The following is a 21,155-nucleotide window of genomic DNA, read 5'->3' as shown; positions in this document are numbered from 1 at the left end:
GTGGCGCGGCTGCGGCCGATGATCCAGCGTGGGGCGCAAGCACCGCCGTTCAGGCCCGGCCCCAGTCCTGATAGATCGGCACGACCATCTGGTTGCCGTTGTTCAGCATCGCGAAGCTGTCGGTGCCAGCGCCGGGCCCGTCCGCGCCTGGCATGACGACGGCATCGGCCGGGTCGATGAACGCGGTGAAGTCGGCCAGCGCGCCCGGCTCGCCCAGCACCGCGGCGATGGCGGCGCCGACCGGGTTGACTTGCGCGGCCGCGGCCTGGGCCCAGGAATTCGCCTCCGGGGCCGCATACGACAGCAGCACGGACGTCGCCGGCGTGGCGCGCGGCGCGGCGGCGGCGAGCTGCACCGCCGTGGTCGCCTGGATCAGTCCGGCGCCGGTGGCGCCGGCCGGGCCGGTGGCCGCGACCGCGGACCGGGCGAGCATGGCGGTGATCTGCCCGGGCGTGAGGGACGGGTTCTGCTGCAGCATCAGCGCCGCCACAGCGGCGGCATCCGGAGCGGCTGCCGAGGTGCCGTAGAACTGGCTGAAAACACTGGTCGCGACCCCGTCGGGTGCCATGAATTCCACCTTGCCAGGGCGCGCCGGCTCGATCATCCGGTTGCCGTCGGCATCGAACAGGATCATGCCCGGTCCGGCCGAGGAGAAGCTCTCGACGTGGTTGTTGCCGCCGAACACCGGGGTGGCGCTGGCGGCGACGGCGCCGACGGTGTTGGCGCCGGCGACGAGCTCATGGCCGATGACGCTGCCGGAGCCTTTGCCGGCAGCGGGGTCGTTGATGGCGGTGCCCTGGCCGTAGACGATGAACTTGAACAGGTTCGGGGTGGTGCCGCCGCCATTGGTGACAATCGCCAGCCGGAAGCTGGTGGACGCCGTGGTGTTGGTGAACTGCATGATCTGGTTCGGATTGCCGCCCACGTCGTTCTTCATCATGTAGGCGACGATCTTCCCGTTGCTGTCGTAGAGGACCATGCCAAGGCTGCTGGCCGCTTCATGGCCGCTGCCGATGCTGGCGAAGGGGTCGTCCCATTGCAGGTCGATGGTGGCGGTGGCGCCCTTGGCGATGGTGAGGCTCTCGAACGGCGAGGGCTTGGCTGCGGTTGCGAAATTATTGGCGAGATAATTGCCGGACAGGCCCGGCAGGGTGGTGCGGATGCCCTGGAAGCCGTGCTGGTAGAAGGTGCTGCCCTCGTTGCTGGCCGAGGTGAAATAGCTGATGCCGCCGGCGACGACCTGCGACACCGCCGCCTGCACGGCACCGCCGGTCTGGAAGAACGGCTCGCTGAGATTAGGTGACGTCGTCGACGATGATCTGGCAGCCGGCATTGGCGAGCGCGATGATGCCATTGGCAAAATCGAGCTCGCCGCGGAACGCGGTGTAGAAGTCGATCTGTGCGTCCGGGGCGATCTGGTGGATCAGCTGCGCCATGGCCCGCCCCTCGTCGCTGCCGGTGGCCGGGCCTTCCTGCAGGATGGTGACGCCGGCCGGCAGGGCGCCGCTGGCGACGTCGGTCGCGTATCCGCCACGCACGTCGAAGCTGTCCGACAGGATGCCGATCCGCACGCCCGCGCCGGTCACGCCGAACTGGCTGCGCGCGACGTCGGCGAGCATGGCGCGGTCGGCGACGTCATTGACCGGATTGACCGGCGGCGTGACGGCGGCCGCGTTGCCGTGCCTGGGCACGACGCCGGGCGGCGGGGGAGGGACCGCGAAGCCGGGCAGGGGCCCCGCCAGGCCGGCCGCGAGCAGGTCGTAGCCCACCAGTTCCGGCGGGCCGATGGGCGCCGTTGCCCGGTCCACGTTGTCGTCGTCGTCGAACGGCCATGTGTTGCCGCGATCGAGGTCGTTCCGCAGCAGGCCAAGCTTGGCGTAGGGCCATGATGAGCGCACGAGCACGATTCCCCGCCGCCGTGGCGCGGCGTCCAAGAATGAGGGCGTCAGTCTCAAAAAACGTGACGACGCTCAGATTTTGCGGAGAAATGTGAACAAAGCCTTGCCGCCCGCCTGGGACCTGTCGATCTGGCGCGGCCTGGACGGTTTCGGATTGGAAAGGCGGCGCCGGCAGTCTTCAGACGCGGCGATGGTGGCCGAAGGCCCGTGGCCTCAATGCTAGGCCACCCGCACCGGGTGGTAGCCGCGGCCGAAATAGATCAGGCCTTCATGGGCCGGGCCGTGCTGGATCGCTTCGACTTCGCAGAAGAACACGCTGTGGGTGCCGACTTCCGTCACCTGCACGATGCGGCAGTCGAACGATACCACGGCGCCATGCAGCACCGGCGCGCCGGTCGTCAGCGTGGTCCAGTTTGCCGCCGAGAACCGCCCCTCCACGTCGTGTTCGGTCATGCCCGCGAAGATCGGCGACAGATGCTCCTGCGACGCGGCCAGCGTGTTCACGCACAGCACGCGGTTCTCCTTCAGCGCCGCATTGGAATCGCTGTTGCGGTTCAGGCAGACCAGCAGCGTCGGCGGGTCGTCGGTGACGCTGCACACCGCGGAGGCGGTGAACCCGCGCCGCCCGCCAGGCCCGTCGCTGGTGATCACGTTTACCGCGGCGCCGAGCCGGGCCATTGCCTCGCGATAGCTCTGCTTGTCGACCAAGGAAGCTGCTCCAGACGTCTGCGTCGCTTTTGGATCATGCGCCGAACCGGGGGAAGACCCAAGTGCGGTCGGGCCGGTCGCAACGATCGCGCCCGGCCGGTTGCAGCCGCCGGACGCCTCGCCCATCCTCCCCGCATGGCAGCGCCCCCTCCTGCCGCTGGCCCGCAGCGCCGGCCGGTGCCGCACTATGTCCTGTACGGCGAGCACGCCCGCCGCGCCGCCCCCGGGTTCGTGCATGTCGAGACGCTGAGCTCGCGCTCGGCGCTGCATGGCTGGGAGATCGCGCCGCATCGGCACGAGGGGCTGCAGCAGCTGCTGTGGGTGGGCGAGGGCGGCGGCGAGGCCCGGCTGGACCGGGTGCGCGCGCGGTTCGAGGGACCGGCCCTGATCGTGGTGCCGGCGCCGCTGGTGCATGCCTTCACCTGGCAGCCCGGCAGCGAAGGCCATGTGCTGACGCTCGCGGCCGATTATGTCGCGGCGCTGGCCCGCAACGCCGAGGCCGCGGTGGCCCGCAGCCTGGACACGCCGCGGGTGCTGGCGCTGGCACCCGGGCACGCGGCGGCGTCCGCGCTGGCCGGGCTGTTCGAGCGGCTGGCGCGCGAGCTGCAATTCGGCGCGCCGGGCATGGCGACGGCGGTGGCCGCCCGGGTGCAGTTGCTGATGGTCGAGGTGGCGCGGCTGGCGCCGCCGGCGGAGGCGACGGTGCCGGCGGGGGCGGAGCTGTGGCAACGCTTCCGCGCCGCCGTGGAGCAGAGCTTCCGCAGCTGCCACGGCGTCGCCGGCATCGCCGCCGGAATCGCGGTGACGCGCGGCCGGCTGGATGCGATCTGCCGGCGCCACGCCGGCCGCACGGGGCAGCAGGTGATCCATGACCGGCTGGTGCTCGAAGCGCAACGCAGCCTGATCTACACTGGTTTGACGGTGGCCGAGATCGCCTATGATCTCGGCTTCGCCGATCCCGCCTATTTCACCCGCTTCTTCGCCCGCGAGACCGGCGAGCGGCCGGGCGCGTTCCGCCGCAGGCATCGCGCGGCGAACGGTACTGCAACCGACCGAGAACAAGGGGGACAAGCCGCATGAACGAATTCGCTGCAGGCGCTGCCTATGTGCAGGGCCGTTTCGTGCCGATCGGACAGGCCACCATCTCGGTGCTGGACTGGGGCTTCACCCGGTCCGACTGCACCTATGACGTGGTGCACGTGTTCCAGGGCGGCTTCTTCCGGCTGGACGACCACCTGGACCGCTTCGCCCGCTCCATGGAGAAGCGCCGGCTGGCGCCGCCGGAGGGGCGGGAGGCGATGGCGGAGACCCTGCATCGCTGCGTGGCGCTGGCGGGCCTGCGCGACGCCTATGTGGCGATGGTGGCCCTGCGCGGGCGGCCGCGCATCGGCGGCTCGCGCCGCCCGGCCGATTGCGACAACCATTTCATCGCCTATGCCGTGCCCTGGGTCGACGTGATCCCGAAGGACGTGCAGGAGCGTGGCGCGCATCTGTGGATCGCCTCGGTGCCGCGCGTGCCGGATGCGTCGTTCGATCCCACGGTGAAGAACTACATGTGGGGCGACCTGACCAGCGGCTTGCTGGAAGCCCACGACCACGGCTTCGACACCGCGATCCTGTGCGACGCGCAGGGCTTCGTCACCGAAGGCCCGGGCTTCAACGTCTTCGTCGTCAAGGACGGCCGCGTGCTGACGCCGGACCGCGGCAGCCTGGGCGGCATCACCCGCAGATCGGTGCTGGAGCTGTGCGCCCAGGAAGGCATCGAGGCGGCGATCGCGCCGATCCCGCGCGCGCTGCTGGAGGATGCGGACGAAGTGTTTGCCGCCACCACCGCGGGCGGCGTGATGCCGGTCTCGCGCGTCGGCACGCGCATCCTCGGCAACGACCGGCCGGGGCCGCTGTCGCGCCGGCTGAAGGACCTGTATTGGCGCCGCCATGCGGAAGGCTGGCACAACACCCCGGTGCGCTACGAACTGGCGGTCGCCTGACCGCCCGATACGACGCCTGCTCTCAACGCCCCAGCAGAAGGCCGCAGCGATGGATTTCCTTGCCACCACCGAAACGATGATCGCCGCCTGGCACGGCATCACGCCCCCGAACGACGCCGCACGGCGCATGGCCGCCGACCTCGCCAACACCATCCGCGCCTTCGAGGCGGCGCGCGACCAGATGCGCTTCGAGGACGAGCCGTCGAGTTTCGAGGCGGCGTTGCAGGAGACGAAGGAATGAGCACGCTCGCCGATCTTTCGCTGGTGGAGGCCGCCGACGCGGTGGCGCGGCGCGAGGCGACCTCGGCCGAACTGCTGGCGGCGTGCCTGGCCCGGCTCGATGCGGTGAACCCGCAGATCAACGCCACCATCTGGGTGGACCGCGAGGCCGCGCACGAAGCCGCCGCTGCCGCCGACAAGGCGGTGCAGGCCGGCGCCAGGCTGGGCCGCCTGCACGGCGTGCCGCTGGCGCACAAGGACATGTACTACCAGGCCGGCCGGCCCTGCACCTGCGGCTCGGCGATCCGCCGCGACTTCGTGCCCACCGTCACCTGCACCGTGATCGAGCGGCTGGCGGCGGCCGGCGCCTATTCCTTCGCCGGCCTGAACATGGCGGAGTTCGCGCAGAATCCCACCGGCCACAACCGCGCGTTCGGCGACTGCCATAATCCCTGGAGCCTGCCCTACATCACCGGCGGCTCGTCCTCGGGCTCGGGGGCGGCGGTCGCGTGCGCGGCCACCTATGCGTCGCTGGGCTCGGACACCGGCGGCTCGATCCGGTTGCCGGCTTCGGCCTGCGGGGTGACGGGCATCAAGCCGACGCAGACGCGGGTGTCGCGCTACGGGGTGATGCCGCTGTCGTTCTCGGCGGACAATGTGGGGCCGCTGGCGCGCAGCGCGCGGGACTGCGCGCGCATCCTCTCGGTGATCGCCGGGCATGATCCGCGCGACCCCACCAGCGCCCGGGAGCCGGTGGCGGATTACGAGGCGGCGCTGGACGGCGACCTGCGCGGGCTGCGTGTCGGCGTGCCCACCAATGCGCTCGTCACCCTCGCCGACGCGCCGGTGCTGGTGGCGTTCGAGGCGGCGCTGTCCGTCCTGGCCGCGCGCGGGGCGACCATCGTGCGGCTCGAACTGCCGCTGATGGACGCGATCACCGCCTATGTCGGCGTGCTCTCGCGCGTCGAGGCGGCGGCAATCCACGCGCGCTGGATGCGCGAGCGGCCGCAGGACTATGCGGTGCATCTTTCGGCGCGGCTGTATGCCGGCTACGCCGTGCCCGGCGCCTATTACGTCGAGGCGCTGGCGCAGCGCGGGCCGATCCTGAAGCGGTTCGCGCGCGACGTGTTCGGGCAGTGCGACGTGCTGGCCTCGCCCACCATCCCGACCTGCCTGCCGACGCTGGCCGAGACCGACATCGACCACGGCCCGCCGGGCACCGAGCAGAAATTCATGGCGGTGTCGGTGAACACGCGGCCGTTCAACTATCTTGGCCTGCCCACCACCAGCCAGCCTTGCGGCTTCGACCCGAACGGCCTGCCGATCGGCCTGCAGCTCGCCGGGCGCCCGTTCGCCGAGGCGCGCGTGCTGAAACTGGCCGATGCGTATCAGCGCGACACAAGCTGGCACACGCTGCGCCCGCCGGCGGTGGTTGGCGAAGCGCCGATGGTGACGGCATGACACTGCCGAAAGTCGCGTTCATCGGCACCGGCGGCACCATCGCCTCGATGGGTGCCACGTCGCTGGAGCTGCAGGATTACGGCGCCAGCGGCGTGATCCTGCAGGCCGACGCGCTGGTGGCGCGCTATCCCGAGCTGGGCATGGTGGCCGACGTGGTTCCGGTGCGCCACAGCGCCGTGCCCAGCCCGAACATCGATTTCGCTGACTGGAAGGCGCTGAACGCGCGCTGCGAGGCGCTGGTGGCCGAGCATCCCGATCTCGCGGGCATCGTCATCGGCCACGGCACCGCCACGCTGGAGGAGACGGCGTATTTCCTGAACCTGACGGCGAAGGTGGCGGTGCCCATCGTGCTGGTCGGCAGCCAGCGCCCGGCCAGCGCGCTGTCCAGCGATGCCGGGATGAACCTGCTGAACGCCGTGCGCACGGCAGCGAGCCCGGGCGCGCGCGGCATGGGCGTGCTGGTGCTGCTGAACGACGAGATCCACGCCGCGCGCGACGTGACGAAAACCGCCACGCTGCGCCTGCAGACATTCCGCACCGCGGATTTCGGCGTGCTCGGCCACGCCGACGGCGACGCCATCGCCTTCTATCGCCGGCCCATCCGCGCGGTGGCGCCGGACACCGAATTCGACATACGCGGGCTGGACGCGTTGCCGCGCGTCGATATTGCCTACGCCTATGCGGGCGCGGACGGGACCGCGGTGCGCGCCTTCCTGGCGGCCGGCGCGCAAGGGATCATCTCCGCCGGCTTCGCGCCGGGCATGGCGACACCCGGCGATTTCGCCGCATTGCAGGAAGCGGCGGCGCAGGGTGTGGTGGTGATGCAGTGCACGCGCGCCGGCAGCGGCCGCACGCACAAGGGCAAACGCCTGCGCGAGGCCGGGTTCCTGATCACCGACAACCTGACGCCGCAGAAGGCGCGGCTGCTGCTGGCGTTGGCGCTGACGAAGACGCGCGACCCGGTGGAGATCGAGCGGATGTTCCTGACGTACTGAACCGCGGCGACGTCGTTACGGGGATGGGATCGGGAACGATCCGGACTGCCGCGAACGGCAGCCGCAACAGGGAGGTTTCGGATGATTCGTCCCGCCTTGGCCCTGCTGGCCGCGGTCCTGGCGCTGGCGCCGCCCGCCGCGCGCGCGCAGTTTCCCAACGACACCGTCAGGATCGGCGTGCTGACCGACATGTCCGGCCCGTTCGCCGATGCCACCGGCCCCGGCTCGGCGCTGGCCGCGCGCATGGCCGCCGAGGATTTCGCCCCCGAAAGCAACGGGCTGAAGGTGGAGATCCTGGTGGGCGACCACCTGAACAAGCCCGATGTCGGCGTCGCCATCGCCCGCGCCTGGGTGGACCAGGAGGGGGTCGCCGCCATCGCCGACCTGCCCAATTCCGGCGTGGCGCTGGCGGTGGCCAACGTGATGAAGGAGAAGAACCGTGTGGCGCTGGCGTCGAGCTCCGCCACCTCCGACCTCACGGGCAAGGCCTGCGCGCCGACCACGGTGCAGTGGGAAACCGATACCTGGGCGCAGGGCAACAGCATCGCGCGGGCCATGCTGAGTGCCAGGCTCGACTCCTGGTATTTCATCACCGTCGACTACGCGCTCGGCCACACGCTGGTGCGCGACGCCACCGCGCCGCTGCTGGCCGGTGGCGGCACGGTGCTGGGCGAGGTGAGCATCCCGCTGGGCACCACCGATTTCTCGGCGCCGCTGCTGCAGGCGCAGGCCTCCGGCGCCAAGGTCATCATGCTTGCCAACACCGGGGCGGACGCGGTCAACGCCGTCAAGCAGGCAGCCGAGTTCGGCGTCGGCAGGAGCGGCGCGCAGATCGGCGCGCTGTTCATGAAGATCCCCGACATCCACGCGCTCGGCTTGCAGGCGGCGCAAGGGCTGCTGCTGACCACCGCGTTCTACTGGGACCTGAACGACGACACCCGCGCCTGGAGCCGCCGCTTCGCCGCCCGCTTCAACGGCCGCATGCCGACCGAGGACCAGGCCAGCGTCTACGCCGCCGCCCTGCACTACCTGCGCAGCGTGCGCGACAACCGCACGCTGGATGGCGTCAGGGCGGTCGAGGCAATGAAGCGCACGAAGCTGCAGGACAGGCTGTTCGCCAGCACGGAGATCCGCGCCGACGGGCGGGTCCTGCACCCGATGTTCCTGTTCCGGGTGAAGGCGCCGAGCGAGAGCACGTCTCCCTATGACGCGTACCAGCTCGTGCAGACCATCCCCGCCGACCAGGCCTTCCGCCCGCTGGCCGAGGGGGGCTGCCCGCTGGTGAAATGATGCACCGGGAGCGGAACGCCGCCCATCGGCGCGTCAAACAGGGACAGCCTCCATGGCCGCGACAGCTAACGGCTGCGAGGCGGCGCACCCGCAAGCCGGCCGGCATTCCATACGCGCCCGTCAATGGTGACGAGTCCGAGGCCGATGAGCGCCATGCCTGCGAGCTGAACGGCCGACAGACGCTCGCCGAGGACGACGCTGCCCAGCAGGATCGCGCTGACCGGCACCAGGAGTGTCACGAGAGAGATGTTGGTGGCACCGGCGCGCGCGAGAATGCGAAAGAAGATGACGTAGGCCAGGGCCGTCGACAGCAGCGCCAGGCCCACCAGCGCGGCCCATACCGGCGCGCTGGGCGGGGGAAGACGCCAGGGCGTGTCGAAGACCAGGGCGATCGGCGTCATCATGATCGCCGTGGCGGTGATCTGCCCGAAGGCGCCCACCGCCGGCGCGACGCCCATGCGCCGGAACCGGCGCCCGAACACGTTGGCAAACCCGTAGGACAGCGCCGCGCCGAGGCACGCCAGCATGGCCAGCAACGAGCGGCCGGAGCCGGTCAGTGCGTCCGCGCCGACGAGCGCGATCACACCTGCGATGCCCAGCACGATCCCGGCCATCTTGTTCGCGGAAAGTTTCTCGTCAGTCGTGAGGAAGTGGGCGACCAGGATGGAGAAGACCGGTGTCGTGGCATTGAGGATGGACGCCAGCCCGCTGGCGATGGCCGTCTGGCCCCAGAAGATCAGGCTGAACGGGATCAGATTGTTGAGCGCGCCCATCCCGGCGAACGCGCCCCAGGCGGACAGCGACCGCGGCACGGACAGCCGGCGCACCCGCAGATAGAGACCCAACGCCGCGGCGGCGATGCCGACGCGGGCCAGCACCACGCTGAACGGCGGCACCTCCTGCACGGCAATCTTCGAGAAGAAGAACGAGCCGCCCCACAGCAGCGAAAGCAGCAGGAGCAACCCCCATTCGGCGACGGTCATCCTGGGGTGATCCTGCATCGTGCCCTGGCCTCCCTGCGTTCGACGCCAGGCATGAAGCGGAAGGCCGCACGGCAGGCTCGCCGGAATCCGACCCCTATCTCCTCCTTATAAAGCGCGGCGGGACCGATGCCACCCATACCGGACAGGAGGGATGACCGCTGATGAGTCTTTGTTCTGCCCCACCGACCCGGCGCGCGATTCCGCCGGTCTCAGATCCGCGCCTCCAGCACCATGTTGAACGGCGTCGCCGTGGCCTGGCGGAAGCGCGTGAAGCCCGCCTGCGTCACCACATCCCGCAGCCGTGCCGGCCCCGCCTGGGCGCCGAGCCCGAGCCCGACCTCCTGGGACATCGAGGCCGGCGTGCAGATCATGGTCGAGGCCGCGTAGTAGATCCGGCCCACCGGATTGAAGTTGTCGGTCAGCCGGTCGCCGGCCATCGGCTCGACGATCATCCAGGTGCCGTCGGGCGCCAGCGCCGATTTCACGTGCTCCGCCGCGCCGACGGGATCGCCCATGTCATGCAGGCAGTCGAAGAACGCCACAAGGTCGTAGCCCGTGCCCGGGAACTGTTTGGCCGCCGCGACCTCGAAGCTCACGCGGTCGGCCACGCCCGCCTCCTGTGCGGCCGCACGCGCCGCCTCGATGGACGGGGCGTGGTAGTCGAAGCCTGTGAATCGCGCATTCGGATAGGCCTGCGCCATGATGATGGTCGAGGCGCCATGCCCGCAGCCGACATCGGCGACGCGCCCGCCACGCTCCAGCCTCGCCGCCACGTCGTCGAGTGCGGGGATCCATTCCTGCACCAGATGGTGCTTGTAGCTGGTGCGGAAGAACCGCTCGGTGCCGCAGAACAGGCAGCGGTGCTGCTCGTGCCAGCCGACGCCGCGGCCGCTGCGAAAGGCGTTCTCGATCTTGTCCGCGCCGCGGAAGGCCGCCGCGGCGATGTCGAAGAACCCGGCCAGGAACACCGGGCTGTCCTCGTTGGCGAACACCATCGCCTGCTCCGGCGGCAGCGTGTAGCGGCCGGCCTGCGCGTCGTAGGCGACATAGCCCGATGCGGCCTGGGCGGCGAGCCACTCGCGCACCATGCGCTCCACGGTGCCGGTGCGCGCCGCAAGCTCGGCCGGCGTCACCGGCCCCGCCTCGGCCATGGCGCGATACAGCCCGAGCCTGTCGCCGACGAGGGCCAGCGAGGCGTTCAGCGTCGCCCCCATGTCGTCGAGCATGCGGCCGACGAAGGCGTTGAGACGGGTTTCGTCCGGTGCGGCTGTCGGCATGGCATCCTCCCCCTGGCGTTGTGCGCGAGGTTAGGGACGGCCAGCCTGCGGTGCTTCGCTCATATGGGCCATGCCGGCCATGGCCCGATGGAGCCATCACCGGCGCAGCGCGGTCGCCAGGAACGCGGCGGCCGCCGAGCGGGTCGGCAGGTCGAGCTTCAGCAGGATGTTGGCGACATGCCGCTTCACGGTGTGCTCACTGAGCGCCAGCGCGTCGGCGATGGCCGGGTTGGTCAGGCCGCGCGCCACCAGGTCCAGAATCTCGCCCTCGCGCGGGCTCAGCGCCCGCAGCGCCGGATGGTCGGCGGGCACGGTGGGCGCGGGCTCCGGCCGGTCGATCACGGCCAGCAGCCGGATGCGGTCCACCACCCCCTCCAGCGCGCATTCGCCGCGCTCGGAGAACTGCAGCGGCGCGCCGATCACCAGGTCGCGCACCGTGCCGGACACCAGCACGTCGCCCGGGCGCGCGGCGGCGGCGATGCGGTCGGCGACGTGCAGGGCGATGCCGCCGACCGCATCGCCCTCGATCTCGATCTCGCCCGTGTGCACGCCGGCGCGCACTTCCAGCCCCAGCTCGCCGGCGGCGTCGCGGACGGCGATGGCGCAGCGCACCGCACGGGTCGGGCCGTCGAAGATCGCCAGCGCGCCGGCGCGGCCGGGCTCCAGCGCGCGGCCCTGGAACCGCGCGATCTGCTCCGCGACGATGCTGCGGAAGCGGCCCAGCGTCTCCAGCCAGCGGCGGTCGCCGGCATGGGCCACGCAGCGCGCGGCGTCGGCGATGTCGATGGCCAGCACGGTGGACAGCAGCCGGTTCACGGCGGCTGCCGGGCGCGCACCGGTCAGGAAGGTCTCGATCTCGTCCACGACGCTGTCGGTGTCGCCCACCCAGATCGGATGGTCGCTCCCGTCCACCTCGACATAGCGCGCGCCGGCGATATGCGCGGCGAGGTAGCGGCCGGCGGCGATGTTCACGCGCACGTCGTTGCGGCGATGGATCACCAGGGTCGGCACGCGCACCGCCGGCAGCACCGGGCGCACGTCGATCTCGCTGTTCATGCGGGCCAGCGCCATGGCGGCGGCGGGGCTGGCGCCGAGCCGCTCGAACCGCGCCCACCAGTCGCGGAACCGCGCATCGCCCAGCAGGCCCGGCGCGAAGCTCTTCAGGCTGCCGCCCGAGCCCCAGTCCCGGTCGGCCGCGGCCACGAACGCCTCCACCTGTTGGCGCGACAGCACCCAGGTGAGGAAATGCGCATAGGCGCCGTACAGCACCAGGGCGCGCGTGCGCCCGGGATAGGTCGCCGCGAACAGGATGGCCATCGGCCCGCCCTCGGACGCCCCGATCAGCACGGCCTGGCGGGAGCGGGCGGCATCCAGCACCGCGCGCACGTCGTCCATGCGCGTCTCCAGCGTCGGCATCTCGGCGACGCGGTCGCTGAGCCCGGAGCCGCGCTTGTCGAACAGGATCAGCCGCCCGATCGCGGCCAGCCGGTTCAGCAGGTGCGCGAGCCCAGGCTCCTCCCACTGCACCTCGAGATTCGAGATGAAGCCCTGGACGAAGACGATGTCGATCGGCCCACGCCCCAGCACCTGATAGGCAATGTGGACGTCGCCGCTCTTGGCGTAGCGTGTCTCCGCACCGCGCATCGTGCTGCCTCCGCAGCGTGATGGGGCCGTAGATTAACGCCCGCGGATCGTTTCAGCCATTGCCTGCTGGGCGTGGGCCTACTGGGCCTGGGCCGAAGCCTCGCTGCGGGTGGCGCCGACGCGGGCGGCGAGGGCGGCGGCCATGAAGGCGTCGAGGTCGCCGTCCAGCACCGCGTCCGGGTTGCCTTTCTCCACGTTGGTGCGCAGGTCCTTCACCAGCTGATAGGGCGCCAGCACGTAGCTGCGGATCTGGTGGCCCCAGCCGATCTCGGTCTTGGCGTTCTCCTGCGCCGTGGCGGCGGCTTCGCGCTTCTGCAGCTCGGCCTCGTACAGCCGCGCCTTCAGCATCCCCATGGCGGTGGCGCGGTTGCGGTGCTGGCTGCGGTCGGTCTGGCAGGCGACCACGATGCCCGAGGGGAGATGGGTGAGGCGGATCGCCGATTCCGTCTTGTTCACGTGCTGGCCGCCGGCGCCGGAGGCCCGGTAGGTGTCGACGCGCAGGTCGTTCTCGTTGATCTCGATCTCGATGTTGTCGTCCACCACCGGATAGACCCAGACGCTGGCGAAGCTGGTCTGGCGGCGGGCGGCGGCGTCGAACGGGCTGATGCGCACCAGGCGGTGCACGCCGGCCTCGGTCTTCAGCCAGCCATAGGCGTTGGGGCCGCTGATCTGAAGGGTCGCGGACTTGATGCCGGCCTGCTCGCCTTCGCTCTGTTCCAGCAGCTGCGCCTTGTAGCCGTGCTTCTCGGCCCAGCGGACATACATGCGCATCAGCATCTCGGCCCAGTCCTGCGCCTCGGTCCCGCCGGCGCCGGCGTTGATCTCGACATAGCAGTCATTGCCGTCGGCCTCGCCGGACAGCAGGCTTTCGATCTCGCGGCGCTTGGCTTCCTCGGCCAGCGCGCGCAGCGCCGCCATGCCGTCGGCCACCATGGCTGCGTCGCCCTCGGCCTCGGCCATTTCGATCAGTTCGAGCGTGTCGGCAACGTCGCCTTCCAGCTTGCGCACGCCCTCGATCTGGGCGGCCAGCCGGTTGCGCTCGCGCATCAGCACCTGGGCGGCGGCGGCATCGTTCCAGAGGGCGGGGTCCTCGGCGCGGTGGTTCAGTTCGTCGAGGCGGGCAATCGCGGCATCCCAGTCAAAGATGCCTCCTCAGCAGTGCGACGGACTGCTTGATCTGCTCGTTGAGGGCGTCGGATTCAGCGGACATGGTCCCGTGCTTCGAATGAGTGTGGGCGACGAAAAAGGGGTGCGCTCAATACAGCCCGCCCAGGCCGCTGTCGACCCCGGCGGCCTCCGGCGGGGCGCCGTCGGACGCGGCCGCCGGACCCGCCGCGCCGCCCCCGCCACTGCCGATCGGGCCGGAGGCGCCGGGTGTCTGGTCGGGCTTGAACGCGTCGGTCACGGTCCCCCAACCGGTGTCCCAGCTGGCCATGGTGACGCCCGGCGGCGGGATGAATTTCAGGTTGGGGCGGGTCTTCAGCGCCACGGCCATGAAGTCGTGCCAGATCGGGGCGCCATTGCTGGAACCCGTCTCGTTGTTGCCGAGCGAGGTCGGGGTGTCGAAGCCGACCCAGACGGCGGTGACGAGATCCGGGGTGAAGCCCACGAACCAGGAGTCATTGAAGTCCTGGCTGGTGCCGGTCTTGCCGGCGATGGCGCGGTTCAGGCCGGCCCCGGCGGCAACACCGGTGCCGCGCTGCACCACGCCCTGCATCATCGTCACCAGCTGGAAGGTGCTGTCGGGATCGACCACCTGCTTGCGCGTGTCGGTGAGCTGCGGCGGCTGGGCGGGGTCGTTGCAGCCGGTGCAGTCCAGCGGCGTGCCGGGCCCGGACGCGCGCCAGATCACCTTGCCGTCGCGGTCCTGCACGCTGTCGATCAGGGTCGGCGTGACCTCCTTGCCGCCGGCGGCGAAGCCGGCATAGCCGGCGGCCTGCCGCAGCACGGTGGTCTCGACGGCGCCCAGCGCGGCCGGCAGCACGCGCGGCATGTTGTCGACCACGTGGAAGCCGATCGCGGTCTGCGCCACCGCCTCCATCCCGATGCGGTCGGCGACGCGGATGGTCACGAGATTGCGCGACTTCTCCAGCGCCACGCGCAACGGCATCGGCCCGTTGAAGTCGAGCTCGTAGTTGCCCGGCCGCCACTTGCCCGCCGCGCCCTGGTCGACGACGAACGGCGCGTCGAGGAAGCGCTGCGACGGCGAGACGCCGTGTTCCAGCGCGGTCAGGTAGACATAGGGCTTGAAGCTGGAGCCGGGCTGCCGGTTCGCCTGGGTGGCGCGGTTGAACTGGCTGAGCTCGAAGCTCCAGCCGCCGGACATGGCCAGCACCCGGCCGGTGGCGGGATCGAGCGACACCAGCGCGCCCTGGACCTGCGGAATCTGCCGCAGCAGCAGCCGCTCCGGCCGGGCCGGCGCGCGGCCGGGCACTGCCGGCGTGGCGGCCACCAGCTCGGCCATGACGATATCGCCGACCTGCACGACGTCGCTGATCCGGCGCGGCGCGGCGCCGGGCTTGCCGTCGCGTACCGGCCGGGCCCAGCCGAGGTCGGACAGCAGCATGGGCAGCACGCGCGGCTGGCCGGCGGCAGCACCGGACGGACGCTCCACGAAGCCCAGCTTCGCCTCGGCGTCGGTGGTTTCGGTCACGATCGCGAGCCGCCATTCCGGCAGCATCCCGGCCGGGCGGGCCTGCTGCGCCAGGGCGTTGGCCCAGGTCTGCCGCAAAGTGGCGCCGCCATCGACATGCGCGACCGCGCCGCGCCAGCCGCCGCGGCGCTGGTCGTAGCGGATCAGCCCATCGTGCAGGGCCTTGTCGGCCGCTGCCTGCAGCACCGGGTCCAGCGTCGTCTGCACCACCAGCCCGCCCTGCGTGGTCTGGTCGGCGCCGAACCGGTCGACCATCTGCCGGCGGACTTCCTCGGCGAAGTAGTCGCCGCCGGCCACCGTCTCCGGCCGGCGGAATGGCGAGGGCGTGATCGGCGTGGCCTTGGCCGCGGCCGCCTGCTCGGCGGTGATCGCGCGGTCCTCGGCCATGCGGTCGATCACCCAGTCGCGGCGCCCCTTGGCGGCGTCGGGGAAGCGGAACGGATTGTAGTTGTTGGGCGCCTTCGGCAGCGCCGCCAGGAAGGCGGCCTCGGGCAGCGTCAGCTGGTCCAGCGACTTGTTGAAATAGGCCTGCGCCGCGGCGGCCACGCCATAGGACTGCAGGCCCAGGTAGATCTCGTTCAGATACAGTTCGAGGACGCGGTCCTTGCTCAGGCTTTCGTCGATGCGGATCGCCAGGATCGCCTCACGCGCCTTGCGCGCCAGCGACACCTCGTTGCCCAGCAGCATGTTCTTGGCGACCTGCTGGGTGATGGTGGAGGCGCCGACCGGCCGGCGGCCCTGGCCGTATTGCTGCAGGTCAGTCACTGCGGCGCGGACGATGGCGATCGGGTCCACGCCGCGATGGATGAAGAAGTTCTGGTCCTCGGCCGAGATGAAGGCGCGCTTGACGATGTCGGGGATGGCGCTGGACGGCACGAAGATGCGCCGCTCGGTGGCCAGTTCAGCGAGCAGGCGCGAGTCGCCGGCATAAAGCCGGCTCATCACCCGCGGCTGGTAATGTTGCAGGCCGTCGATATCCGGCAGGTCGGCGCTGAATTTCTTGTAGGCGGCATACAGCACGATGCCGCCGCCGGCGCCCGCCACCAGCATCAGCCCGAGCAACGTGCCGAACAGCCGCCCCAGCCAGCTGAACCGGCGGGGGCGCTTCGGGGGGGCTGGCGGTTTGGCCTGGGGTGCCTCGCGCCGCCGGCCGGGCTGGGGGGCGAGTGGCTCGCCCGCAGTCAGGGGCTCGGTCATGCTGTTCAGTTACACCAAATCGGGGATGGCGCGGTAGCGCCGTGCACTAACCAGTCGTGCGTGCGGCGCCGGGCTGCAAGGGGCCGGCCGGCGCGGGGCCGGCATGGGCGAAATAGGCGTCCACCGCCCGTTTCATGGCGGCGGCGACGCGAGCGCGGTGATCGGGCCGGCGCAGCGCCGCCTCGTCCTGGCGGTTGGACATGAAGCCCATCTCGACCAGCACGCTGGGGATGTCGGCGGCGCGCAGCACCATGAATCCGGCATGGCGCGCGGGGTTCTGCAGCAGCGGCACGTCGCGGCCGAGCTCGCCGACCACGCTGTGGGCCATGCGGGCCGAGCCGGTGCGGGTCTCCCGGCGCACCAGGCTGGTGAGAATGCGCGCGACCTCCGGCGGGGTATCGCGGAAGCTGGGCCCGCCGAAGCGGTCGGCCGCGTTCTCGCGTCGCGCCAGGGCGGCGGTCTGGGCGTCCGAGGCGGTGTCGGCCAGGGTGTAGACGCTGGCGCCGCGCACGCCGTGGTCGGACAGCGCATCGGCATGCATGGACACGAACAGCGCGGCGCCGCGGCGCTGGGCGATGCCGACGCGGTCCTGCAGCGGGATGAACACGTCGCGGGTGCGGGTCAGTTCCACGCGATAGCGGCCGCTGGCGATGAGCTGGCGCTGCAGTTCCTGCGCCGAGGCCAGCGCCACGTGCTTCTCATACGTGCCGGAGACGCCGATGGCGCCGGGGTCCTTGCCGCCATGGCCCGGATCCAGCAGCACCAGCGGTAATGGCGGCCGCGCGGCGGTCCTGGAGGAGGAGCGCGGCGGCGCGGCGGCGGCGATCGTCGCCGGGAGCACGAAGGTAGCGGTGACGCCCGAGCCCAGCAACAGGCGGCGGGTGATCACTCCAAGGCATCCTTGCGGCACAACATGAGGGATCTTCTAACACATCGCATTCACATCTGCACCGTCCTGCTTGATTACGGCTGATTCATGTCGTGCTCGCCCGGCTGTCATGCCGTGCTGCATCTGCTGCTTGCGGTCGGGGCCCGATTGCTTCATGGTCATCCTGCCTCGGCGACGTGCCGCGGGCGGTGCCGTGCGCTCCGTCAACGGGCCAGACCGGCGGATGAGATGTTTCAGGCCAATCGGGCCAGGCGAGCCGCTTGTTGTGGCGCACGCCGCCGTTCCGGCCGGTTCGACCACCGCCCACACACGCCGTCGTCCGCGCCGCGCGCGCAGTGCGCGCCGGCCAAGTCATGTCTGTCCTGCGGCCCGCACAGTGCGGTCGCGCGGCATGGCGGCGGGAACCGCCCGAGGGCGGCCGGCAGTGAGTTCCACCGGGGCGGCGCTCCTTCACCGGCGCGCGCCCGACCGCAGACACAGGGTCCGATGACCGCCGCCGAGCCATTTTTCACCGCCGGGATCCCAGATCCAGAAGCCCGCTTGCGGGCGGTGGCGGGGCCTGTGCGGATGTCGCCTGTCGTGCCAGCTCCCCTGAATTTCCTGCGATCGGGTCAGCCTCTCCCCCCACGCCTTCCAAGCCGCCCCTGCCGCGCCGATACGGTGTGCAGGACGGCGGCGTACCGGAGTTCGAGGCTTAATGACCAAGCGCATGCTGATCGATGCCACACACGCGGAAGAAACCCGCGTGGTGGTGCTGGACGGTAACCGGCTCGAAGATTACGACGTCGAGACATCGACGAAGAAGCAGCTCAAAGGGAACATCTATCTCGCCAAGGTCGTGCGCGTGGAGCCCAGCCTCCAGGCGGCGTTCGTGGAGTATGGCGGCGGCCGGCACGGCTTCCTGGCGTTCGGCGAGATCCACCCCGACTACTACCAGATCCCCGTCGCGGACCGGCAGCGCCTGCTGGAGATGCAGGCCGAGGAGGCCCGCGCCGAGGAAGAGGAAGAAGACGCCGCCGCCGAGGCCCCTGCCGCCCCGCAGCGCCGCCGGCGCCCCGAGCGGGCAGAGGCGGACCGCGCCGCGGCAGAGGGCGACGAGACGGGGGCCGACACCGCGGCGCCGGCCGCAGCGGACGACGTGACCGACGTCATGGCCGCCGATCCGCGCGAGGCCCCGGCCCAGCCGGCGGCGATCGTGCAGGAAGTGAAGTTCGGCGAACTCGCCTTCGGCGCCGTCAACCACGGCGAGCTCGATCTGGCGCCGCCCGCCGGCGACGGCGAGCAGCCGGCCATGGAGACCGCGCCCGAGGGTGAATCCGACCTCGACATCCCGCGCGCCGACGTGCCGCCGCCCGAGATCATCGGCGGCGACAGCGACGTGTTCGAGGGCAACAGCGCCGAAGAGGCCCGCGCCCGCCGCAGCGCCCGCTTCCTGCGCAACTACCGCATCCAGGAAGTGATCCGCCGCCGCCAGATCATGCTGGTCCAGGTGGTGAAAGAGGAGCGCGGCACCAAGGGCGCGGCCCTGACCACCTATATCTCGCTCGCCGGCCGCTACTGCGTGCTGATGCCGAACTCGCCGCGCGGCGGCGGCATCTCGCGCAAGATCACCTCGGCGGCCGACCGCCGCCGGCTGAAGGAGATCACGGCGGAGCTGGATATCCCGCAGGGCATGGGCCTGATCGTGCGCACCGCCGGCGCCAACCGGCCGAAGCCCGAGATCAAGCGTGACTGCGAATACCTGATGCGGCTGTGGGACGACATCCGCGAGCACACGCTGCGCTCGGTGGCGCCGGCGCTGATCTACGAGGAAGCCAGCCTGATCAAGCGCGCCATCCGCGACGTGTACTCGCGCGATGTGGACGAGATCCTGGTGGACGGCGAGGCGGGGTGGAAGGCGGCGCACGACTTCATGCGCATGCTGATGCCCAGCCACGCCAAGAAGGTGCAGCTGTGGCGCGACGAACGCCAGCCGCTGTTCAGCAAGATGGGCGTCGAGGCCCAGCTCGAAGCGATGATGTCGCCGACCGTGCAGCTTCGTTCCGGCGGCTATCTGGTGATCAACCAGACCGAGGCGCTGGTGGCGATCGACGTCAACTCCGGCCGCTCCACCCGCGAGCGCGGCATCGAGGAGACGGCGCTGCGCACCAACCTGGAAGCGGCCGACGAGGCGGCCCGCCAGTTGCGGCTGCGCGACCTTGCCGGGCTGATCGTCATCGACTTCATCGACATGGAGTCGAAGAAGCACAACGCCATGGTCGAGCGCCGGCTGAAGGAGGCGCTGAAGAACGACCGCGCGCGCATCCAGGTCGGCCATATCAGCCATTTCGGCCTGCTGGAAATGAGCCGCCAGCGGCTGCGCCCGAGCCTCGCCGAGACCAATTTCGTCGTCTGCCCGCATTGCGGCGGCCTGGGCCACGTGCGCAGCGTCGAGAGCAGCGCGATCCATGTGCTGCGCGCCATCGAGGAGGAGGGCGCGAAGGGCCGCGCCGCGCTGATCACGGTGCACGCGGCCAACGCGGTCGCCATGTACATCCTGAACAACAAGCGCGACCGGCTGGCCGAGATCGAGGCGCGCGATGCCATGCGCGTGCATTTCGCCGCCGACGACAGCCTGGTGCCGCCGCAGATCCGCATCGACCGGGTGCGCCCACAGGTGCCGGAAGCCGAGCGCGCGATCGCCGCACCGGTGGCGCCGGCCGCCCCGGCGCTGGAGATATCCGACGAGACCGAGGACGAGGACATCATCGAAGCCGCCGACGAGACTCCGGCCGAGGACGCGGCAACCGGATCGGCCGAGGCGCAGGCAGCCGCGGAGGAGAGCGAGCATCGCCGCCGCCGCCGCCGCCGCCGGCGCGGCGGGCGGCGCGACGGCACCGGCGCCGAGGGCGCGGCGGCTGATGGCGAGCGCGCGACCGAGTCCGAAGCCGAGGCCGAGGCCGAGGGAGTGGCCGAGATGGAGACGGCGGCCGGGGCTGAAGCAGCGACCGTGCCCGAAATCGCCGGCGCCGATCCCGGCGCGGCCGCCGACGTCGCAGCCGAGGCCGAAAGCGTCGCCGACCTGGCGCTGGCCGAGCAGCCGAGCCTCGATGCGGCCGATCTCGACGAGAACGGCTTGCCGCGAGCCCGTCGCCGCGGCCGCCGCGGCGGCCGCCGTCGGCGCCGCGATGCACCGGGCGAGGCGGCGTTGCTGGAGGAGGAGATCCCGGCGGCCCCCGTCTATACCGGCCCTACGCCAGCCGATCCGTTCGGCGGCCACACCTACGACATCTTCGACATGATCGAGCAGGCGGTCGAGGCGCCGGCCCGGCCGGCCGTCGTGGAGGCACCGGCACCGGCCGAGCCCGTGGCGGCAGCGCTGGAGATTCCGCCGGTGCCCGTGAACGCCACGGCGCCCGCGGATGTCGAGCCGGTGGTGGAAGCCAGCGCCGAAGCGCCGGCCCCGGCAGCCGATGCGGCGCCCCTCGCCGTGCCTGAATCTGTGGCGGCACCCGAGCCCGCGGCGGCACCCGAGCCCGTGGCGGCACCCGAGCTCGTGCCGGCGCCGGTCGTGGCTCCGGTGCCGGTCATGGAGTCCGCACCGGAACCGGCCGCACCGGAACCGGCCGCACCCGTGGCGCCGGAGCTGCCGGCGGCTCCGGCGATCAAGCCGATCGTCATCGGCCAGGACACGCTGCCGGACGCGCAACCCAAGCGCGGCTGGTGGCGGCGCTAGTATCTTGCCCCCTTCCGTTCGCCACATCTTGCGGCGGACGGAGGGGCAAGCAGGCCCCTGAAAACAACGAGCGCGGCGGCTGAGGTTCTCCCGCCCGGCGGGGCGGGAGACGCAGGCGCCGGATGCGGTCCCGGATTGTTGCGACGGTGTTGCAAAAAGCCTCGTTCCGGGGCGGCGCGCGTCTTGCGCTGACCGGGAAGAAGCTTATCGTTGCGCGCCTTTTCGCAAATGAAGGATC

The 21,155-nt window shown here is 71.0% G+C and carries 16 protein-coding genes; 7 read left to right on the top strand and 9 right to left on the bottom strand.

Annotated features, from left to right (window positions below; all coding sequences use genetic code 11):
- Positions 1–49: 49 nt before the first annotated feature.
- The 3 genes from OL599_RS19375 to OL599_RS19365 all read right to left on the bottom strand — a co-directional run bounded on the left by OL599_RS19375 (position 50) and on the right by OL599_RS19365 (position 2,576).
- The gene (locus OL599_RS19375) at positions 50–1,333 is read right to left on the bottom strand and encodes a S8 family serine peptidase (RefSeq protein ID WP_264715554.1); all 1,284 of its coding nucleotides are present in this window, start codon (positions 1,331–1,333) and stop codon (positions 50–52) included.
- Positions 1,296–1,898 (bottom strand): S8/S53 family peptidase, encoded by a 603-nt coding sequence (locus tag OL599_RS19370; protein ID WP_264715553.1) that lies wholly within the window; start codon positions 1,896–1,898, stop codon positions 1,296–1,298. The genes OL599_RS19375 and OL599_RS19370 overlap by 38 nt, the downstream gene beginning before the upstream one ends.
- Positions 1,899–2,117: 219 nt before the next feature.
- Positions 2,118–2,576, bottom strand: a complete 459-nt coding sequence (locus tag OL599_RS19365; protein ID WP_264715591.1) for a flavin reductase — start codon at positions 2,574–2,576, stop codon at positions 2,118–2,120.
- 165 nt (positions 2,577–2,741) lie between these two features.
- Between OL599_RS19365 and OL599_RS19360 the strand changes: the two genes are divergently transcribed.
- The 6 genes from OL599_RS19360 (at position 2,742) to OL599_RS19335 (ending at position 8,559) form a co-directional block, all read left to right on the top strand.
- The gene (locus OL599_RS19360) at positions 2,742–3,686 is read left to right on the top strand and encodes a helix-turn-helix domain-containing protein (protein ID WP_264715552.1); all 945 of its coding nucleotides are present in this window, start codon (positions 2,742–2,744) and stop codon (positions 3,684–3,686) included.
- The gene (locus OL599_RS19355; RefSeq protein WP_264715551.1) at positions 3,683–4,594 is read left to right on the top strand and encodes an aminotransferase class IV; all 912 of its coding nucleotides are present in this window, start codon (positions 3,683–3,685) and stop codon (positions 4,592–4,594) included. Before OL599_RS19360 ends, OL599_RS19355 begins: the two co-directional genes overlap by 4 nt.
- Before the next feature lie 49 nt (positions 4,595–4,643).
- Complete coding sequence (locus OL599_RS19350) at positions 4,644–4,835, top strand: hypothetical protein (protein WP_264715550.1); 192 nt, start codon at positions 4,644–4,646, stop codon at positions 4,833–4,835.
- A complete protein-coding gene (locus OL599_RS19345; protein WP_264715549.1) occupies positions 4,832–6,274 on the top strand; it encodes an amidase in 1,443 nt (480 codons plus the stop codon). Before OL599_RS19350 ends, OL599_RS19345 begins: the two co-directional genes overlap by 4 nt.
- Positions 6,271–7,269, top strand: coding sequence for an asparaginase (locus OL599_RS19340; protein ID WP_264715548.1), 999 nt, complete (start codon positions 6,271–6,273; stop codon positions 7,267–7,269). The genes OL599_RS19345 and OL599_RS19340 overlap by 4 nt, the downstream gene beginning before the upstream one ends.
- An 81-nt stretch (positions 7,270–7,350) precedes the next feature.
- Positions 7,351–8,559 carry an ABC transporter substrate-binding protein gene (locus OL599_RS19335; protein ID WP_264715547.1) on the top strand — a complete coding sequence of 403 codons (1,209 nt, stop codon included), beginning with the start codon at positions 7,351–7,353 and terminating at the stop codon, positions 8,557–8,559.
- A 65-nt stretch (positions 8,560–8,624) separates the two neighbouring features.
- Here OL599_RS19335 and OL599_RS19330 read toward each other — a convergent pair whose 3' ends face one another.
- The 6 genes from OL599_RS19330 to OL599_RS19305 all read right to left on the bottom strand — a co-directional run bounded on the left by OL599_RS19330 (position 8,625) and on the right by OL599_RS19305 (position 17,154).
- Positions 8,625–9,542, bottom strand: coding sequence for a DMT family transporter (locus OL599_RS19330; protein ID WP_264715546.1), 918 nt, complete (start codon positions 9,540–9,542; stop codon positions 8,625–8,627).
- A gap of 209 nt (positions 9,543–9,751) precedes the next feature.
- Positions 9,752–10,819: a class I SAM-dependent methyltransferase gene (locus OL599_RS19325; protein ID WP_264715545.1), complete on the bottom strand. Its 1,068-nt coding sequence runs from the start codon at positions 10,817–10,819 to the stop codon at positions 9,752–9,754.
- A 96-nt stretch (positions 10,820–10,915) separates the two neighbouring features.
- Entirely contained in the window at positions 10,916–12,463 is a 1,548-nt protein-coding gene (locus OL599_RS19320; RefSeq protein WP_264715544.1) for an alpha/beta fold hydrolase, read from the bottom strand.
- 78 nt (positions 12,464–12,541) lie between these two features.
- Positions 12,542–13,673 (bottom strand): peptide chain release factor 2 gene (prfB, locus tag OL599_RS19315; protein WP_264715543.1). Its coding sequence is split into 2 segments (ribosomal slippage): positions 12,542–13,603 and positions 13,605–13,673, totalling 1,131 coding nucleotides; the frame shifts between segments, so codons are not numbered across the junction.
- A 45-nt stretch (positions 13,674–13,718) separates the two neighbouring features.
- The gene (locus OL599_RS19310; protein ID WP_264715542.1) at positions 13,719–16,313 is read right to left on the bottom strand and encodes a penicillin-binding protein 1A; all 2,595 of its coding nucleotides are present in this window, start codon (positions 16,311–16,313) and stop codon (positions 13,719–13,721) included.
- Positions 16,314–16,359: 46 nt separating this feature from the next.
- Positions 16,360–17,154 carry an N-acetylmuramoyl-L-alanine amidase family protein gene (locus OL599_RS19305; protein WP_408886961.1) on the bottom strand — a complete coding sequence of 265 codons (795 nt, stop codon included), beginning with the start codon at positions 17,152–17,154 and terminating at the stop codon, positions 16,360–16,362.
- A 745-nt stretch (positions 17,155–17,899) separates the two neighbouring features.
- On the opposite strand from OL599_RS19305, the gene OL599_RS19300 reads away from it, so the two are divergent.
- A complete protein-coding gene (locus OL599_RS19300) occupies positions 17,900–20,917 on the top strand; it encodes an Rne/Rng family ribonuclease (protein WP_264715541.1) in 3,018 nt (1,005 codons plus the stop codon).
- Positions 20,918–21,155 lie beyond the last annotated feature (238 nt).

This window comes from Limobrevibacterium gyesilva (assembly GCF_025989185.1).
Taxonomy (GTDB): Bacteria; Pseudomonadota; Alphaproteobacteria; order Acetobacterales; family Acetobacteraceae; genus Limobrevibacterium; species Limobrevibacterium gyesilva.
This window is presented reverse-complemented; position numbering and strand designations above follow the sequence as displayed.

What these genes read in the sequence shown, in the direction of transcription:
- OL599_RS19375 (WP_264715554.1), bottom strand. Translation starts at nt 1,333, where the DNA reads ATGCCGGCTGCCAGATCATCGTCGACGACGTCACCTAATCTCAGCGAG.
- OL599_RS19365 (WP_264715591.1), bottom strand. Translation starts at nt 2,576, where the DNA reads ATGGCCCGGCTCGGCGCCGCGGTAAACGTGATCACCAGCGACGGGCCT.
- OL599_RS19360 (WP_264715552.1), top strand. Translation starts at nt 2,742, where the DNA reads ATGGCAGCGCCCCCTCCTGCCGCTGGCCCGCAGCGCCGGCCGGTGCCG.
- OL599_RS19355 (WP_264715551.1), top strand. Translation starts at nt 3,683, where the DNA reads ATGAACGAATTCGCTGCAGGCGCTGCCTATGTGCAGGGCCGTTTCGTG.
- OL599_RS19350 (WP_264715550.1), top strand. Translation starts at nt 4,644, where the DNA reads ATGGATTTCCTTGCCACCACCGAAACGATGATCGCCGCCTGGCACGGC.
- OL599_RS19345 (WP_264715549.1), top strand. Translation starts at nt 4,832, where the DNA reads ATGAGCACGCTCGCCGATCTTTCGCTGGTGGAGGCCGCCGACGCGGTG.
- OL599_RS19340 (WP_264715548.1), top strand. Translation starts at nt 6,271, where the DNA reads ATGACACTGCCGAAAGTCGCGTTCATCGGCACCGGCGGCACCATCGCC.
- OL599_RS19335 (WP_264715547.1), top strand. Translation starts at nt 7,351, where the DNA reads ATGATTCGTCCCGCCTTGGCCCTGCTGGCCGCGGTCCTGGCGCTGGCG.
- OL599_RS19330 (WP_264715546.1), bottom strand. Translation starts at nt 9,542, where the DNA reads ATGACCGTCGCCGAATGGGGGTTGCTCCTGCTGCTTTCGCTGCTGTGG.
- OL599_RS19325 (WP_264715545.1), bottom strand. Translation starts at nt 10,819, where the DNA reads ATGCCGACAGCCGCACCGGACGAAACCCGTCTCAACGCCTTCGTCGGC.
- OL599_RS19320 (WP_264715544.1), bottom strand. Translation starts at nt 12,463, where the DNA reads ATGCGCGGTGCGGAGACACGCTACGCCAAGAGCGGCGACGTCCACATT.
- OL599_RS19310 (WP_264715542.1), bottom strand. Translation starts at nt 16,313, where the DNA reads ATGACCGAGCCCCTGACTGCGGGCGAGCCACTCGCCCCCCAGCCCGGC.
- OL599_RS19300 (WP_264715541.1), top strand. Translation starts at nt 17,900, where the DNA reads ATGACCAAGCGCATGCTGATCGATGCCACACACGCGGAAGAAACCCGC.